The organism is Rathayibacter sp. AY1A5, assembly GCF_002930875.1.
Lineage (GTDB): Bacteria > Actinomycetota > Actinomycetes > Actinomycetales > Microbacteriaceae > Rathayibacter.
This window is the reverse complement of sequence record NZ_PSTM01000004.1, coordinates 177,913-192,780: the sequence shown is the minus strand read 5'-3', so window position 1 is coordinate 192,780 and position 14,868 is coordinate 177,913. Positions and strand designations below refer to the sequence as shown.

Here is a 14,868-nt window from a genome sequence, read left to right as displayed (position 1 = left end):
CCCTCCGGTGCCCGCGGGCCCGGTGCTACCGTGGCGGCCATGAGCGCAGACGACAGCCCCGAGTTCGCAGGCTTCGAGGCCACCCCCTCCACCGATGCGGAGAAGGCCGACGACGTCCGCCCCGCCGACGCCGAGGTCGAGGAGAACACGACGGCCGACGAGAGCCGCGACCCGGACCACGGCTACGACCCGATGAGCGAGAGCGGCTCCGAGAACGCCCCCGAGGACGAGGTCGGCCCCCGCGAGGACGAGGAGGGCCTGCTTCCCCCCGGCAGCACCGCCGAGGGAGCCGGCACCGCGCTCGGCGCCGACGCCGTCGAGGGCGGCGAGCCCCTGGGCGAGAACGCGAGCGCCGGCACCCCCGGCCAGCTCGCCGACGAGCGCTGGCGCACCAACGGCATCAACCCGCTGGGTTGAGCCTTCTTCCGCGGCGGTCCCCGCCCGCCGCGGCGCAGTCGGCTACTCGGGATGGCCGGGCGGGTGGAGCGTCCTGCGTCCAGCTACGACGGACCGCTGACACGCGTTCCGCCGGTTCGCCTCGCGGACACAGCGGCGGTGGACGCCCGGCCGCGCGGGCCATCGACTCCTCCATCCACGGCCACGGCGGCGCGCCGTGAGGCGAACCGTCGAAACGCGTTCCAGCGTTTCGGCGTAGCCGGACGCGACCCGCTCCACCTGCCCGGCTGTCTGCGGGAGCCGACCGCGCCGCGGCGGGCGGGGACCGCCGCGGGAGTGAACATCGCCGGAGGCGAACCGTCGAAACGCGTTCCAGCGTTTCGGCGTAGCCGGTCGCGACACGCTCCACCTGCCCGGCCACTCCTGGGAGCCGACCGCGCCGCGGCGGGCGGGGACCGCCGCGGGAGTGAACACCGCCGTGAGGCGAACCGTCGAAACGCGTTCCAGCGTTTCGGCGTAGCCGGTCGCGACTCGCTCCACCTGCCCGGCCACTCCTGGGAGCCGACCGCGCCGCGGCGGGCGGGGACCGCCGCGCAACAAACACAGCTGGCGTTCCGGTTGCTCGGAGGAGGAGCAGGGGTGGGCGCCGTAGCGTTCCGGGAGCGCGGCACGCCGGTCGCGCGGACGGGGAGTCCCATGTCGTTGTTCCTGAACCGCACTCGTGAGGTCCGATGGACCGAGGACGAGAGGCGGGCGCTGGCCGAGGCGGTGGCGGAGGACCGGGCCGACGCCTGGCGCGGAGTGGGTGCGCTGGATCGCACCGTCGTCGTCTCGACCGAGGATCCCGGCGTCCGCGGCGGCGCGCGCTGGCCCACCGATCACCGTGCGTTCCTGCGCGTCGACCGCGGCGCCTCCGTGGTGCTCGCTACCGACGGGCTGAGCGATCCCTTCGACCGGCTCGCGCATCCCGGCACCGGTCTCGGCCTCGAGCTGTGCCTCGAGACGTCCGCCGTCCGCGGCGTCCCCACCGCCGAGCTCTGGAACCACTGGCACTTCCGCCTGCTGTACGAGGCCGCCCGACGGGCCGCCCTCCAGGGGGTGTGCTGCCGCAGCTCCCTCGACACGGCGCGGCTCGCGAACGTCGCGGCGCCGCCCGCCTGGACCGATGAGCAGGGCACCGTCGGCGTCCTCCTGGGCCTGCGCAGCCCCGGCCTGCCCGAGCGGCTCGACCTGGCGACCGGTCACGCCGACCTGGTCACCCTCACGCCGCTGCGGCCGCAGGAGCACGCCCGGGCGTCGGTCGACGCGGGCGCCCGTGCCGAGATCGCCGAGCGCCTCCGGGCCCTGTCGCACGAGGAGCTCGTGCACACGGCCCGGCCGCTCGTGGTCTGAGGAGCGTCGCGGCTCAGGAGCCCTCGGCCGGCTCCGGCACCACGGTCATCTCGCCGGTGTTGTTCGCGCTCGCGATGAACTGCTCGATCCACAGGCGGTTCAGCGACGGCCGCTTGCTGCCGTGGAACCGGAAGTGCAGCGGAGTCGTCGGGTGCACCCAGACGGAGCTGCGGCCGTAGCCGGACGACTCCGGCTCGCTCCAGGAGAGGCTGAACGACTCGTTCCGCCGCATCTTGGTGAACATCGCGACCTTGAGGTGCGCGAGGAGCCGGTCCTCGAAGTCGATCTCGAGTGATTGCGGTCCGTAGATCAGTCGTCCCATTGTCTCCGCCGTGAAGTCGTGCCGACGCGCCGGAGTCCCGGACGGCGTCGCGGGCTCCGTGAGCTCGGGAGCCGCCACGGAGAGGATACCGATCCTGCGGCCCGGAGGGGTGGCACGGGTTTCGCCTCCGCCGGCCGGGGGCGTAATCACCCCGTCAACGACGGACGCCCCGCCGACCGGATCCGGGGATCCTGGTCGACGGGGCGTCGTAAGTCGGAGATTACTCGCCGACGCCGCGGATGTTCGCGGCCTGCGGGCCCTTGCGGCCCTGCTCGACGTCGTACTCGACGTGCTGGTTCTCGACGAGCTCGCGGTAGCCCTGCTTCGCGATGGCGGAGAAGTGCGCGAACACGTCGGCGCCTCCGTCGTCGGGAGCGATGAAGCCGAAGCCCTTTTCGGAGTTGAACCACTTAACGGTGCCAGTAGGCATTTCTTTTCCTTATGTGTTAATGACGCCGACCGGGGCCTGCGTCGTCAGAGTCCGCACGAGTGTGCGGTACCCGCTCGACTCGGCCTCCGCGGGTGAAACACGCGTCTGCCGGAGTCGCCCGGGTCGTCTAGGGGCTGAGCTCGCGCCTCCGGGGGAGGGCGGCTCTGCGGGGGAGAACGTCCCGCGGACCGGGCGTGCCGGTGGAGCGGGGGTCGAACGAGGAACGGCGCGGCTTCCGCGGCGTCCTGTGAAGGGCGGTACCCGCGTGCGAGGCGGGCGTTCGAACCGGACGACCGAGGACGATGCTCTCGGTCGGTGCGGTCTCTATCAGGGGCTGAGTCTCTTCGTCGTCGTGCGACTTCTCAGCCGTGGAATTCGGGCGATCGCCCAGGAGATGTCTCGACTCTACGGGATCACGGCCCCCGAGCGCGACCGCCGGCGTCAGACGGCGCGCCGATCCGCGTGCGCGAGGCGGCCGGAACCGCTGTCCGGGCGGGTCGCGGTGTGCCACGATACGACTCGGATCGCGCCGTTCCCCGCCGCCGATCCCCGCCACAGCCTCCCCGCCACCGTCGCCCCGGAACGAGCCCGGAGCCCGTCCTCCCGAGGTCACCGTGCCACTGCCTCCCCGGCCCGCCGACGCCGCGGTGCTGCTGCGCGAGCAGTGCGAGGTCGGCGTGCTCTGCGCCCGGCGTGCGGGCGGGGTGCTGACCGCCGCCTCCGCGCTGCACCTGCTCGCCCTGACGCCCGCGCAGCTGACCACGGTGCTGCCGAGCCTGGCGCTACTGGTCGTCTCGGCGCTCGTGCAGCTCGCGCCCGGCCGATCGGTCGCGACCGGGACGAGGGCCGTGATCCTGGGATCCGCGCTGGACGTCGCGGCACTCGCCGCCTTCCTCTCGCCGGGCGTCGACGCCTCCCTCCGCGCCGTTCTGGGCGGGATCACGATGCTCGCCTCGATGGCGCTGCCGTGCGCGCTGCTCGCCGTCGGCTCCTGGCGGGGCATGCCGTGGGCCGCGGTCCTCGCGCTGCTCCCGGTCCTCGCCCTCGGCGCGGCGGCGACGGGCGCGTCCGGGCGCGCTCCCTTCGTCCTGATCTCGGTCGTCGTCTGCTGGGCGCTGCTCCTGACCGCCGCGCGGTGGCTCGCGGGCTGCGTCGCGCGTGCGCACGTCGGCACCGCCCGCCTCCGGACCGCCCACGACGCCGAGCGCCGCTCGAGCGAGAGCGAGTCCAGGCACCGCGCCGACGCGCGGCTGATGCACGACACGATCCTGGCGACGCTGACAATGGTGGCGCACCGGGGGGAGGGCGTGCCCGCTCCCGTGCTGCGCGACCGGGCCGCCGCCGACCTGGCCCTCCTGCGCGGTCTGGAGACGGTGGAGGAGCCGGACCCGGACGGGGCGGCCGGGGTGCCGGAGGCGCTCCTCGCGCTCGGTCGGCGGTCGGCGGCGGTGGGCGTGGAGGTGCGCTGGCACGGCGGTGCGCAGCCGCGGATCCGACCGGAGGTGCTCGACGCCGTGGTGCGCGCGACCGGGGAGTGCCTCGAGAACGTGCGGCGCCACTCCGGAGCGGACCTGGCCCACGTGAGCGTGGCGGAGGAGGCGGGCTCGCTCCGCGTCGTCGTCTCGGACGAGGGGCGCGGTTTCGACCCGGCCGCGGTGGCGGCCGGACGCCTCGGCCTCGCGGAGTCGGTCGTCGGCCGGATCGAGGCGGTGGGCGGCGAGGTCCGGGTCTTCTCGGCGCCCGGGTCCGGCGCGACCGTGCTGCTGAGCGTGCCGCTGTGAGCGGGTCGCGGCAGGAGGAGGGGACGCTCCTGGAGCTGGTCCGGGCGGCGGACAGGAGCCCGGGCGCGCTGTGGAGCATCCGCGAGCGCCTCACCCGGCCGAACCGCCTGAGCGGGAGCTACCTCGGGCTGGGCTTCCTCACGATGGCGGTGCTGCTCGACATCCGCGGAGTGATCTCGTACCTCTGGTCCCTCGACGCGCGGTCCGCGACCTGGCTGAGCGGACTCTCCTGGCTGCTGGTCGTCGCCGCGAGCGCGGTGGGGGTCTCGATCGCCCTCCGCCGCCACGGCGAGCTGCCGCGCCGGGCCTTCGCGGGCGTCCTCGCTGTGGACGTGGCCGCGCTGCTGCTCGAGTTCGCCGACCACGCCCTGCCGACACCGGCTCCGATGTACTACCCGTCGGTCTGCGTGGGAGTGGGCGCGGGCGTGATCGCGCTGATCACCTTCCAGCCGCTCTCGCGCTCGTTCCTCGCTCTGGTGGTCCTGGTCGGGCTCACGGCGCTCGGCCTCGTCGGCCAGGCGCTCCTCGGCGACGGAGGCGCCGCCCTCGCGGTGAGCAACGTCCTCCTCGCCGTCGCGCCCGCGGCCGTGTGCGTCGTCGTGCTCACCTCGCTCGACCAGTACGTGCGGCGCACGCTCGACCGCAGCCTGGCCGACGGCACCGTCCACGCCGCGGACGACGAGTTCTCGCAGGTGGACGCCCGCATCGAGGAGCTCCTCGAGCGGGTCCGGACGCCGGTGCCGCTGGACGAGGAGCTGGGCGAGCGGGCGCGGGTGCTCGGAGACGAGCTCCGCGAGGCGCTCGCCCGCAGCCACGACCGCACCTGGCTGAGGATCGCGGTGGAGGAGTCGGCGCTGCTGTCCTCCGCTGTCGCGATCGACGATCCGAGCGGGGCTGCGGCGCTGCTGGCCCCGCTCGACCGCTCGCGGCTGCTCTCGGTGCTCTGGCTGCTCACCGCCCCCGCGGGGAGGACTCCGCTCGCCGTCCGCCTGGAGCCGGGCCAGGGCGGCGGGGTGGAGCTCGCCCTGGTCGCCGCGGGCATCCGCGCCCGCGACCTCGACCGCTCGGTCTGGGGCATCCTCAGCGAGCTCGGCGAGCACCGCACGACGACCGACCACGGCGCGACGAGGATCCTCGTCGCCCACCGGCCCCGCAGGAGGACGACGACATGAGCGACGAGCCCGCGATCACGCTGGCCATCCTCGACGACCACCCGATCCTGCTGGCGGCGCTGGCGGAGTGGATCCGCCGCTCGGGCACGGACATCCGCGTGGCGGCGACGGCCGGCACCTGGACGGACCTGCTCGCGCACCCGGCCTTCCCGACCGACGTGGTGCTGCTCGACATCGACCTCGGCGACGAGCTCGACCTCGCCATGAAGATCCGGGTCATCGCGGCCGCCGGCGCCGCCACGATCATCATCAGCACGCACTCCGACCCGGGCACGATCAGCCGGGCGCTCGAGGCCGGGGCGCACGGCTACGTGGTCAAGAGCGAGCGGACCGAGACGATCCTCGCGGCGATCCGGGCGGCGGCGCGCGACGAGCGCTTCCTGACGGCGCAGACGCGGGAGCTGCTCGGGCCCGACCGCCCGGGCACCCTGACGCACCGCGAGCGGGAGATCGTCCGCCTCTTCGTCGACGGGATGCCGCTGAAGCAGGTCGCCACGCTCCTCGGCATCACCCAGGACGCCGCGCGGAGCTCGCTGCGCAGCGCCCGGGGCAAGTACCGGGCGGAGGGGCTGGCCGTCGGCACGAAGATCTCGCTCCGTCGGCAGGCGCTGCGCGACGGGATCGTCGAGCGCTAGGCCCGCGCTCGACGGTCCCGGGGGCCTAGACCGTCTCGGCGCGCTTCTGCCGCGCGGGCTCGGCGGGGTCGGAGGGTCCGTTCCAGATCGAGACGATGCCCCAGACGACGGCCGCGATCGGCACGGCCAGCACGGCGCCGACGATGCCGGCGAGGACGGTGCCCACGGTCAGGGCGATCAGGACGATCAGCGGGTGCAGCTTCAGCGAGCGCGCCATCACGACCGGCTGGAGGAAGTTGCCCTCGAGCTGGTTGACCCCGATGACGACCAGGATCACGATCAGCGCGGCGACCGGGCCGTTGGCGACCAGGGCGACGAGAGCGGCGAGGATGCCGGCGGCCGTGGCTCCGACGATCGGGATGAACGCGGTGAGGAAGACGATGACGGCCAGCGGGATCGCCAGCGGCACCTGGATGATCGCCAGCGCGACACCGATGCCGATCGCGTCGACCGCCGCGACGGTCGCCGTTCCACGGACGTAGCCGCCCAGCACGTCGACCGTCTTGTGCCCGACGCGCTTGGCGCGCTCGTAGCCCGAGCCGGTGAAGGGGCGCAGGAGGAACTCCCAGATCTTCGGGCCGTCCTTCATGAAGAAGAACAGCACCACGATCATCAGCACGAGGCCGGTGATGAAGTTCGCCGCCGCGGAAACGCCCGCGAGCGCGCCGTTGCCGAACGAGCTGGAGGTGAGGAAGTCGACGACCGACTGGCGGGCGGACTCGATCTGCTCGTCGGTGATCTGGAACGGCAGGTGCTGCACGTAGTCCTGCAGCGAGGTGACGCCGTCGGAGGCGCTGCTGACCAGCTCGTCCCACTGGTTGCGGACCGCGACCGTGATCAGCCAGCCGACCGCGCCGAGGACCGCGAGCAGCCCGATCAGCGCCAGCCAGGTCGCGAGGATCGACGGCACGCCCTTGCGCCGCATCCACGCCAGCACCGGGTGGATCGCCGCGGCGAGGATGAGCGCGATCATCACGGGGATGAGCACCAGCGTGAGCTGCGTCATCGCGAAGACGAGCACCGAGGCCAGCAGGAGGACGATGACCACCTGGAGGCAGCGGGTGGCGAACCGGCCGAGGCCGTCGCTCCAGACCCGCCGCTGCGGATCGGGTGCGCTCGGCTGCGGCGCGGCGGCGCTGGTCGAGGAGTCGTTGCGGTCGAAGAAGCCCATGGAGGGACGGTATCGGCTCGGGCCGACCTGCCGTCCCTCCTTGACACCCCGCCCGCGCCGCGGCGATGCGGGGGTCAGAGACCGGCGGGCTTCTCCGGCGTGCGCAGCCAGGCGTCGAAGAAGTCCGCCAGGTCGGAGCCGGAGACGTTCTCGGCCAGGGCCTGGAAGTCGGCGGTCGTCGCGTTCGAGTAGCGGTTCTCGGAGGCCCAGCGCTTCAGCAGCACGCCGAACGTGTCCGCGCCGATCCGGTCGCGGAGGGCGACGAGCGTCAGGCCGCCGCGGGCGTAGACGGGCGCGTCGAAGAGGCCCGCGGCTCCGGGGTCGGCGACGGCGGTCGACCAGAACGGGTCGTCGGCGGGAGCGGCGGCGACCCGGGCGGCGGACTCGGTGACGCTCGCGCCGCCGGTGTGCTCCTCCCAGAGCCACTCGGCGTAGGTCGCGAAGCCCTCGTTCAGCCAGATGTCGGACCAGGTCTCAGGCGTGACGCTGTCGCCGTACCACTGGTGCGCGGTCTCGTGCGCGACGGTCGACTCGTCCGCGCCGCCGGAGTAGAACGAGCGGCCCTGGGTCTCGAGGGCGTAGCCGATCCGCTCGTCGTCGACCACGGCTCCGGCCGAGCGGAACGGGTACGGGCCGAAGACGGAGGAGAAGTAGTCGATGATCGCGCCCTGCTTCGCGAGGGCCGCCTCGGTGCGGGCGCGGGTGTCGCCGGTGATGTCCCGGTCGATCGCGTCGATGGTCGTCACGCCGCCCTGGGTGGAGCGGACCAGGTCGTAGTCGCCGATGTTCACCATGGCGAGGTAGCTCGCCATCGGGCTGGTCTCGACCCAGCGGGAGGTCGTCCACCCCTTCGACGTGGTGGGGGAGCCGACCGGCAGGCCGTTCGCGACCACCGTCCGGCCCTCCGGGACCGTGATGCTGAAGGTGTAGCGCGCCTTGTCGGCGGGCGAGTCGTTGACGGGGTACCAGGTCGAGGCGCCGTCCGGCTCGCTGGCGACCAGGGCGCCGTCGTCCGTCGACCACCAGCCGAAGGGGGCCCCGGTGCCGTCGACGGGGTTCCCGGTGGTCCCGGCGTAGTCGATGCTCACCAGTGCGGGCAGGCCCTTCCGGAGGGTCCGGGCGGGCGTGACGGTCAGCTCGTCCCCCGACTGCGAGAACCGGGCGCCCCCGGCGTTGACGGTGACCTTCGAGACGGTGAGGCCGGTCAGGTCGAAGGAGAGCGAGCGCAGGTCCTTCTGGGGCGCGAGGGTGACCACGGCCCTGCCGCCGAGGGCCCGGGTCGCCGGATCGTACTTCAGGACGAGGCTGTAGGTGAGGGCGTCGAAGCCGCTGCTGCCGAGGCCGGGGAAGTACGGATCGCCGGCGCTGGTGCCCCCGTCGACGGCGCCCGCGCGGGCGGCGGGGGAGGCGATGGCGGCGGGTGCGAGGAGGAGGGAGGAGGCCACGAGCGCGCTGAGCGCGGCTGACGCACGGAATGTCATGTCCGCACGCTAGCGGGCGGGCGTTTCGTGCGCGTGTCGGCACCGTGCCGAGGAGAAGCCTCGTCGATCGACGGACGGGCGATGACGCTCCTGCCGGGGCGAGTCAGCTGCGGAATCCGTCGCTGCCACGGAGCATCGCACGGTGGAACTACCCATTCGAGCCGCCGGAGCCCCGCGGATCGTTGCGGCGGCGACGGATTCCGCACTACAGTCGCCGTGTTCATGCAGGTGCATGGGGTGCGGTACCCGAAGCCGCACTGCACCGCCCTGCTCGGAGCAGACGCCTCCGCCGGGAGGGATGACGATCCTCTCTCCCGGCGGGAGGCGGACCGGGCGGATCCGCCCGGCCGCCGCCGGCGCTACGCCGGGACGCGCACCGTCAGCCCGCCGGGCTCGATCCAGGTGCGGAACGCCGAGGTCGAGCCGAACGGATCGCCGTCGAGCTCGATCTCCTGCGCGTGCTCGAGGCGGACCGTGAGGTCGCGGCCCTTCACGTACCGCAGGGCCGACACCTCCTTGGTCAGCCCCATCAGCTTCTTGCCGACGACGCCGCTGCGGCGGAGCACGCCGTTCTCCCACACCACCTTGAAGATGATCTGCACCCAGCCGAAGAAGCCCTCGGGGCGCAGCAGGACGATGTCGAACTCGCCGTCGTCGACGGCCGCGTCCGGCAGCAGGAGGATGTTCGCCGGCAGGGCGCCGCAGTTGCCCACGATGATCGTGTGCGCGCGCACCTTGCGGGTCTTCGAGCCGTCGAGGCGGTAGCGGAACTCGAGCTGGTTCTTGTCGAGCAGGGCCTTCCGCAGCGCGTCCACGTAGGCGAGCCAGCCGGCCCGCTTCTTGAGGTCGTCGTCGGTGTTGGCGAGCATCTTCGCGTCGATCCCGAGGCCCGCCATCACGACGTAGGCGTGGCGGTCGCGGCCCGTGGAGGTCTCGATGTCGATCATCCCGACGTCGATCGCCCGGTCCTGTCCGGAGAACGCGACGGTCAGGGAGTTGTCGATGTCGTCGAGCGTGAGGTTCAGGTTGCGGGCGAGCAGGTTGCCGGTGCCGGAGGGCAGCAGCGCGAGCGAGGCGTCGGAGCCGCGGAGGGCCTCCGCCACGACGCGGACCGTCCCGTCGCCGCCGGCCGCGATCACGACGTCGGCGCCCGCGGCGAGGGCCTCCTTCGTCTGACCGGCCCCGGGGTCCTCGACGGAGGTCTCGTACCAGAGCGTCTCCTCCCAGCCGGCGGCCTCCTCGGCGCGCTTCACAGCGGCCTTCACCGACTCCAGGTCGACCTTGACGGGGTTGTAGACGAGCGCGGCACGGCGGCGCTCAGGCATCGTCGCGGCTCTCGTCGAGCTCGTCGCCGTTCTCGTCGACACGGCCCGGTCGCACGGCGGCGTCCTCGCGGATGTCGATGCGGGTGTCGCCGGCCTCGGTGGTGGAGACCTCGATGCGCGGGGCCGCGTCGGCCTCCGTCGCCTTCGGGGCGCTGGTCAGCTGGTCGTGGCGGTCGTCCGCGCTCTGGTCGGTCATGCCTGGACGGTAGCAGCGGGCGATCCGCGCACGCGCGGGCTTGCGTCAGCGGCTGCGTGCCGCCTGAAGACCCCAGAGCACGAGCGGGATCTGGAGCGGGAGGCGCAGCAGCGTGATCACCCGGGTCCGAGGCCGACGGGCGTCCCGCGCCATCTGCACGTTGCCGGGGAGGACGGCGGCCATCAGGGCGGCGGAGGCGAGACCGCCGGCCGCGCGGGTCCGCGGGTGCAGCGTCGCGGCCGCGCAGACCAGCTCCGCCGCTCCCGAGACGAGGACCCATCCGCGCGCCGAGCCGGGCATCCCTCGCGGGACGACCGCGTCGAAGGTCCGCGGGTGCACCAGGTGCACGACTCCCGAGACCGCCATCGCCGACACGAGCACGAGCGGGCCCGCGCCCAGGCGGCTCATCGGCCCTCCGCCCCGCGCTCGAGCGGAGCGACGTGGTCGAGGATCCGGCGCCACTCGCGCACGAGCGCCAGCCGGCCGGCTCCGTCGACCGTCACGGTGCGCGCCCGCGCGAGGCGGCCGCGGTACCAGCGGCCGTCCTCGGCGCTCGCCACCGGGTCCGCGTCGCCGTGGACCAGGAGCGTCTCGGCGGTCACCCGGTCGAGGTCGTCGGCCCAGGAGCCGTCGCGGAGCGCCGCGAGGTCGGTCGCGGCGCCGCTCGGGCCCTGCCGCCAGCCCTCGGCGAGCATCCGCTCCAGCCGGTTGCGCAGTCCGCCGTGGGTGGCGAGCACCGGGTCGTCGGAGTCGATCCCGAGCGCGTCCAGGCCCGGCTGCGTCTGCGGGAGGGCGGCGGCGATCGCGTCGGCGTCCTCTCCGCGGAGGGTCTCGCGCCGCTCCCACGCGCTGGTGGGGTGCACGATCACGCCGGCCTGCGGGGGCGCGGGGGTGCCGACCAGCGCGAGGCGGTCCACGAGGTCGGGGTGCCGGGCCGCGAGCGAGAGCGCGAACGCGCCGCCGGAGCCCCAGCCGACCACGCCGACGCTGCCGAAGCGGGCGCCCTCGACCATGCGGGCTGTGCGCTCGGAGCGGCGCAGGTACTCGGCGAGGTCGTCCGCGCGGTCCTCGACGCGGCCGTGAGCGGCGTCGACCGGGTCCGAGGCGCCGTAGCCGGGGCGGTCGAGGATCAGCAGGTGCAGACCCCACGGACCGGTGACGGTCGGGTCGGGGTCGAAGCCGCCCGCTCCGGGAGTGGGGTGGCAGAACACCACCAGCCGGTCGGCGACGGGATCGCCCGCCGCCGAGACGCCCATCCCGCGGCCGGACCGCAGCTCGAAACGGTGGTTCGCCATGTCGCCTCCCGGGTGCGCCGAGGGTCAGCGCGTCGCCCCCAGTCAAGCGGAGACGGCGGCCCGCGCGCTGGGCCTTGTGCCGGAGCGGGAGCAGTCGGACGCGTCTGGAGCGGGCGTGCTCGATGCGGGTGGTGCGACCGTCGTCAACCCCGGTGACGCGCCCTCCGCCGTCCGGTGGACTGGACGGTCCCTCGAGGAAGGACCACCCGTGATCCGCACAGCACTGCCCGCGACCGTCGACGACGTGGAGCTCGACCCGGTCGGCGACGACGGCTGGCGGGTCCGCGCCCGCACCGAGGACCCGCGGGAGCCGGAGGCCGTGCTCGGCTTCATCACGCCGGTCGACGGCGGCTTCGAGGCGCACCGCCTCGGGCTGCCGCAGGAGGACGTGACCTGCCCGTCGCTCGAGGACGCGCTCTCGAGGTACGTCGCCGAGGAGCCGCTGCCCGCGTGGATCCGCACCGCCCGGACGGAACCGCGCACCGGCTTCCTCGGCGAGCGGGAGGTCGTGGTCGGCACCCCCGAGGCCGAGGGGGCGGGCCTCCTGGTCGTGCACGTCGACGGCGAGCTCGCCGGGCACGTCGTCGCGACCAACCCGATCGCCTTCGTCGCCGAGCGCGGCGACCTCCCGCCCCTCGTCGTCGAGTCGATGGACGGGCTCCTCGCGCTCGTCTCGGGACTGCGCCGGTAACCCCTGCCCCCCGCGGAGGTCGACCCCCGTGGCAGGCGGTCGGCCGCCGCCTAGCGTGCTGGGAGCGGGTCGGCACCGGCTCCGTTCGGTGCTGCCGCGGATGATCGAGCAGGGGCGGGGCAGCGTGATCACCACCTCCTCCGTCGCCGGGCTCGACGGCGCCCCGGGCCTCAGCCCCTCCGTCGCCTCGAAGCGCGGGGTCGCCGGGCTCACCAGGAGCGCGGCCCTCGAGGTCGCGGGCACCGGCGTCCGGGTCGACTCGGTCCACCCGTCGCCCGTGAACACCCGGATGATGCGCTCGATCGAGGCGGGAGCCGTCGACGCCGGCGCACCGTCCGTTCACCCGATGTCCACGTGACGCCGCGGAGGAGGGGAGCGAGGATGGGGGCGTGTCCCGTCGCCTCCTCCTCCCCGTCGCCGGCGTCCTCGCCGCGGCCCTCGCCGCCGGCGGGCTGACGCTCCTCGTCTGGACGATCGACGAGACGCCGTTCGCACGGCCCGACGCCGGCTTCGACCGTCTGACGAGCGAGGTCGCCGCGGTGCCCGGAGTCTCCCTCGACGGCGCCGAGCGCTGGGTCGAGGCGCCGGCGTTCGGCCCGCCGACCTCCTGGGTCGGGGTCGCGGTCGAGGAGCCGGCGCTCGCCGACGCCCTCGCGACGGCCTGTGCGACCGAGTACGCGGATCCGGTGCTGTGGTCGTTCCGGGCGACGTCCGCAGGCGGGAACACCCTCTCCTTCGCGGGCGCGGAGGAGCCGACCGCCGCGTGCCCCGCTCCCGCTGTCGACGCGTCGGCCCTGCTCGAGCGGATCGACGGGCTCGGCCGCGGCCTGGAGCTGCACGCGTCGCTCCGCGAGGGGGCCTTCGCCCTCGACTCCTTCGAGGACGTCTCCGGCGGGCTGCCCGCGCTGCTCCCGATCGTCCGGGCGGCGGAGGACCTGCGGGACGCTGCGGGCGCGGAGCGGGGCGCCCCGGTCGAGATCTCCGGTCCCTGGGCCGCGATCACCGTCGGTCCCGGCGAGCAGGAGCGGACCGCCGCGCTGCTCACGACCCTCGTCGAGGAGCACGGCGTCACCGCCTACTGGGCGACCGAGGACGGCCTGCGGATCGTCGCGCCCGACGGCGGGCACGCCGCGATCGAGGCCGCCGTGCGCGGCTCCGGGCTGCCGGTGGCCGACCGGCCCCTGCGGTTCGAGGCCGACGAGTCCTGACGCCGGGCGGCCGTGAACGGGTGCGGCCTGGCTCAGACCTCGGTGGCGGGTGCTCGACGGGCTCCCCGGCTCACGACGGGAGGCACCTCCAAGACGGGGACTGCACGCTTCATGAACCGGTCGAAGTCCGGAACAGTGAACGCGGCGTACCCGTGCTCGGGAGTGAACAGGAGCCCCATCCCGATCAGCTCCGCGCGGACCGATCCGAGCTGAGTGGACGCGCGCTCCAGAAGCGCCGCGACGTCGCCCGCTTTCTGGGGCTCTGGTCCGAGCTCCGCCATGGCTCGCATGTACGCGGTCTGAAGTGGACTCGCCCGATCGAGTCGCACGCGGAAGAAGGAGCTGTCCAGCTTCGCCTCGTATGCCTCCCTCGCCAGTTCGACGTCCTCCCGGTGGATGCGATCGTTCTCAGCCACCGTCCAGACCTGGTAGCCCAGTTCCTGGATGAAAGAGGGGTATCCGGTCGTGATCTCGACTGCGAGTTCAACAGCGTCGTCGTCGTAGACCGCGCCCTCGGCCGCTGCCGGCTCTCGGAGAGCCGCTACCGCTTCGTCGTGATCGAGCGAGTCGATCCGCGGAAAGGTGAAGAGCCGCTCGGCGTACGATCTCGCATCGCCCACCAGCTCGGCGATCTGCGGAAGACCGGCACCGACGAACGTGACGGGGAGGCTCCGCTGCACGGTCTTGTGGATGGCTTGGATGAGCGCTTCGAGCTGCGGTGAGTCGAGGATCTGGACCTCGTCGATGAGCAGGACGATCCCCTCGCCCTGCTCGGCCGCCGCTTCACCCACGGCGACGAGGACGTCCGTCAGGTCCAGTCCGAGATCCCGATGATCGGCCACTCCTTCTGCCAGCGGTACATCCCATCCGATGGACCACTCGCCGTCCGCTCCGACAGACACCGCGAAGGCGCTCAAGACCGCGGCGGCGTGCCTCCCGCGGTCGGTCCATCTCGCGCGGGGGGACAGGCGGAGGAGTGCCGCCTTGAGCTGGGTTGCCAGCACCTGGCGGAACCGGCCCTCGTCGTGCTTGACCGCCTCGAACTCGATCACTGTCCCCGTTCTCCTCCTGGGCGATCGTCCGGAAGCCGTTGAGAAGGACCGTCTTTCCGACGCCCCGCAGCCCCGTGATGATCATCGACTGGTTCGTGCGGCCCCGTCGCAGGCGCGTCAGCAGGGTGCGGAACGCCTGGGTCTGCTCGTCTCTGCCGATGAGGATCTCCGGTCGCGCTCCCGCGTTCGGCGTGTAGGGATTGTCGACGGCATCCATACGGGCCGGTTCAGGAGTCTTACTGTGCTTTATCCAGATCGAGTGAAGCGCAGTAAAGCCATCGAACGGCGCCCGTCACGCGCGCCAGGCCGCCAGCTCCTCCG

17 protein-coding genes and 1 pseudogene are annotated in these 14,868 nt (G+C 73.5%); 8 read left to right on the top strand and 10 right to left on the bottom strand.

Annotated features, from left to right (window positions below; translation table 11 throughout):
* Nucleotides 1-39: 39 nt before the first annotated feature.
* Nucleotides 40-417, top strand: coding sequence for a hypothetical protein (locus C5B98_RS04330; RefSeq protein WP_104314845.1), 378 nt, complete (start codon nt 40-42; stop codon nt 415-417).
* A 675-nt stretch (nt 418-1,092) separates the two neighbouring features.
* Nucleotides 1,093-1,788 (top strand): hypothetical protein, encoded by a 696-nt coding sequence (locus C5B98_RS04325; RefSeq protein ID WP_104308330.1) that lies wholly within the window; start codon nt 1,093-1,095, stop codon nt 1,786-1,788.
* A 13-nt stretch (nt 1,789-1,801) separates the two neighbouring features.
* On the opposite strand, the gene C5B98_RS04320 is transcribed toward C5B98_RS04325, so the two are convergent.
* Together C5B98_RS04320 and C5B98_RS04315 are read right to left on the bottom strand one after the other, a co-directional pair.
* Entirely contained in the window at nt 1,802-2,110 is a 309-nt protein-coding gene (locus C5B98_RS04320) for a hypothetical protein (RefSeq protein WP_104226101.1), read from the bottom strand.
* Nucleotides 2,111-2,330: 220 nt separating this feature from the next.
* The gene (locus tag C5B98_RS04315) at nt 2,331-2,540 is read right to left on the bottom strand and encodes a cold-shock protein (protein WP_055786246.1); all 210 of its coding nucleotides are present in this window, start codon (nt 2,538-2,540) and stop codon (nt 2,331-2,333) included.
* A gap of 614 nt (nt 2,541-3,154) precedes the next feature.
* Here C5B98_RS04315 and C5B98_RS04310 point away from each other — a divergent pair.
* The 3 genes from C5B98_RS04310 to C5B98_RS04300 are packed head-to-tail and all read left to right on the top strand — an operon-like array spanning nt 3,155 to nt 6,128.
* A complete protein-coding gene (locus C5B98_RS04310) occupies nt 3,155-4,321 on the top strand; it encodes a sensor histidine kinase (RefSeq protein WP_104222936.1) in 1,167 nt (388 codons plus the stop codon).
* Nucleotides 4,318-5,493, top strand: a complete 1,176-nt coding sequence (locus C5B98_RS04305; RefSeq protein ID WP_104273765.1) for a hypothetical protein — start codon at nt 4,318-4,320, stop codon at nt 5,491-5,493. The genes C5B98_RS04310 and C5B98_RS04305 overlap by 4 nt, the downstream gene beginning before the upstream one ends.
* Nucleotides 5,490-6,128 carry a response regulator gene (locus tag C5B98_RS04300; protein ID WP_104222934.1) on the top strand — a complete coding sequence of 213 codons (639 nt, stop codon included), beginning with the start codon at nt 5,490-5,492 and terminating at the stop codon, nt 6,126-6,128. Before C5B98_RS04305 ends, C5B98_RS04300 begins: the two co-directional genes overlap by 4 nt.
* 25 nt (nt 6,129-6,153) lie before the next feature.
* Here the strand turns inward: C5B98_RS04300 and C5B98_RS04295 are convergent, their stop codons facing one another.
* The 6 genes from C5B98_RS04295 to C5B98_RS04270 all read right to left on the bottom strand — a co-directional run bounded on the left by C5B98_RS04295 (nt 6,154) and on the right by C5B98_RS04270 (nt 11,596).
* A complete protein-coding gene (locus tag C5B98_RS04295) occupies nt 6,154-7,299 on the bottom strand; it encodes an AI-2E family transporter (RefSeq protein ID WP_104222933.1) in 1,146 nt (381 codons plus the stop codon).
* Between the two features lie 74 nt (nt 7,300-7,373).
* Nucleotides 7,374-8,780, bottom strand: coding sequence for a M1 family metallopeptidase (locus tag C5B98_RS04290; protein WP_104222932.1), 1,407 nt, complete (start codon nt 8,778-8,780; stop codon nt 7,374-7,376).
* A 359-nt stretch (nt 8,781-9,139) separates the two neighbouring features.
* On the bottom strand, nt 9,140-10,105 hold the full coding sequence (locus C5B98_RS04285; protein ID WP_104222931.1) for a diacylglycerol kinase family protein: 966 nt from the start codon (nt 10,103-10,105) through the stop codon (nt 9,140-9,142).
* On the bottom strand, nt 10,098-10,301 hold the full coding sequence (locus C5B98_RS04280) for a multidrug transporter (RefSeq protein ID WP_104222930.1): 204 nt from the start codon (nt 10,299-10,301) through the stop codon (nt 10,098-10,100). Before C5B98_RS04280 ends, C5B98_RS04285 begins: the two co-directional genes overlap by 8 nt.
* Nucleotides 10,302-10,346: 45 nt before the next feature.
* On the bottom strand, nt 10,347-10,709 hold the full coding sequence (locus C5B98_RS04275) for a hypothetical protein (RefSeq protein WP_104222929.1): 363 nt from the start codon (nt 10,707-10,709) through the stop codon (nt 10,347-10,349).
* Nucleotides 10,706-11,596: an alpha/beta fold hydrolase gene (locus C5B98_RS04270; protein WP_104222928.1), complete on the bottom strand. Its 891-nt coding sequence runs from the start codon at nt 11,594-11,596 to the stop codon at nt 10,706-10,708. The genes C5B98_RS04275 and C5B98_RS04270 overlap by 4 nt, the downstream gene beginning before the upstream one ends.
* A 208-nt stretch (nt 11,597-11,804) precedes the next feature.
* Here C5B98_RS04270 and C5B98_RS04265 point away from each other — a divergent pair, with 208 nt between their 5' ends.
* Genes C5B98_RS04265 through C5B98_RS04255 form a run of 3 tightly spaced genes read left to right on the top strand, consistent with a single transcriptional unit; the run spans nt 11,805 to nt 13,495 of the window.
* Nucleotides 11,805-12,287 carry a hypothetical protein gene (locus C5B98_RS04265; RefSeq protein ID WP_104222927.1) on the top strand — a complete coding sequence of 161 codons (483 nt, stop codon included), beginning with the start codon at nt 11,805-11,807 and terminating at the stop codon, nt 12,285-12,287.
* 28 nt (nt 12,288-12,315) lie between these two features.
* Nucleotides 12,316-12,645: an SDR family NAD(P)-dependent oxidoreductase gene (locus C5B98_RS04260; protein ID WP_219814045.1), complete on the top strand. Its 330-nt coding sequence runs from the start codon at nt 12,316-12,318 to the stop codon at nt 12,643-12,645.
* A gap of 31 nt (nt 12,646-12,676) precedes the next feature.
* Nucleotides 12,677-13,495 (top strand): hypothetical protein, encoded by an 819-nt coding sequence (locus tag C5B98_RS04255; protein WP_104222926.1) that lies wholly within the window; start codon nt 12,677-12,679, stop codon nt 13,493-13,495.
* Between the two features lie 32 nt (nt 13,496-13,527).
* Here C5B98_RS04255 and C5B98_RS04250 read toward each other — a convergent pair whose 3' ends face one another.
* On the bottom strand, nt 13,528-14,547 hold the full coding sequence (locus C5B98_RS04250) for an ATP-binding protein (protein WP_258062211.1): 1,020 nt from the start codon (nt 14,545-14,547) through the stop codon (nt 13,528-13,530).
* Nucleotides 14,548-14,617: 70 nt separating this feature from the next.
* A pseudogene (locus tag C5B98_RS17210) lies at nt 14,618-14,764 on the bottom strand (ATP-binding protein); the annotation flags it as partial.
* Between the last annotated feature and the right edge of the window lie 104 nt (nt 14,765-14,868).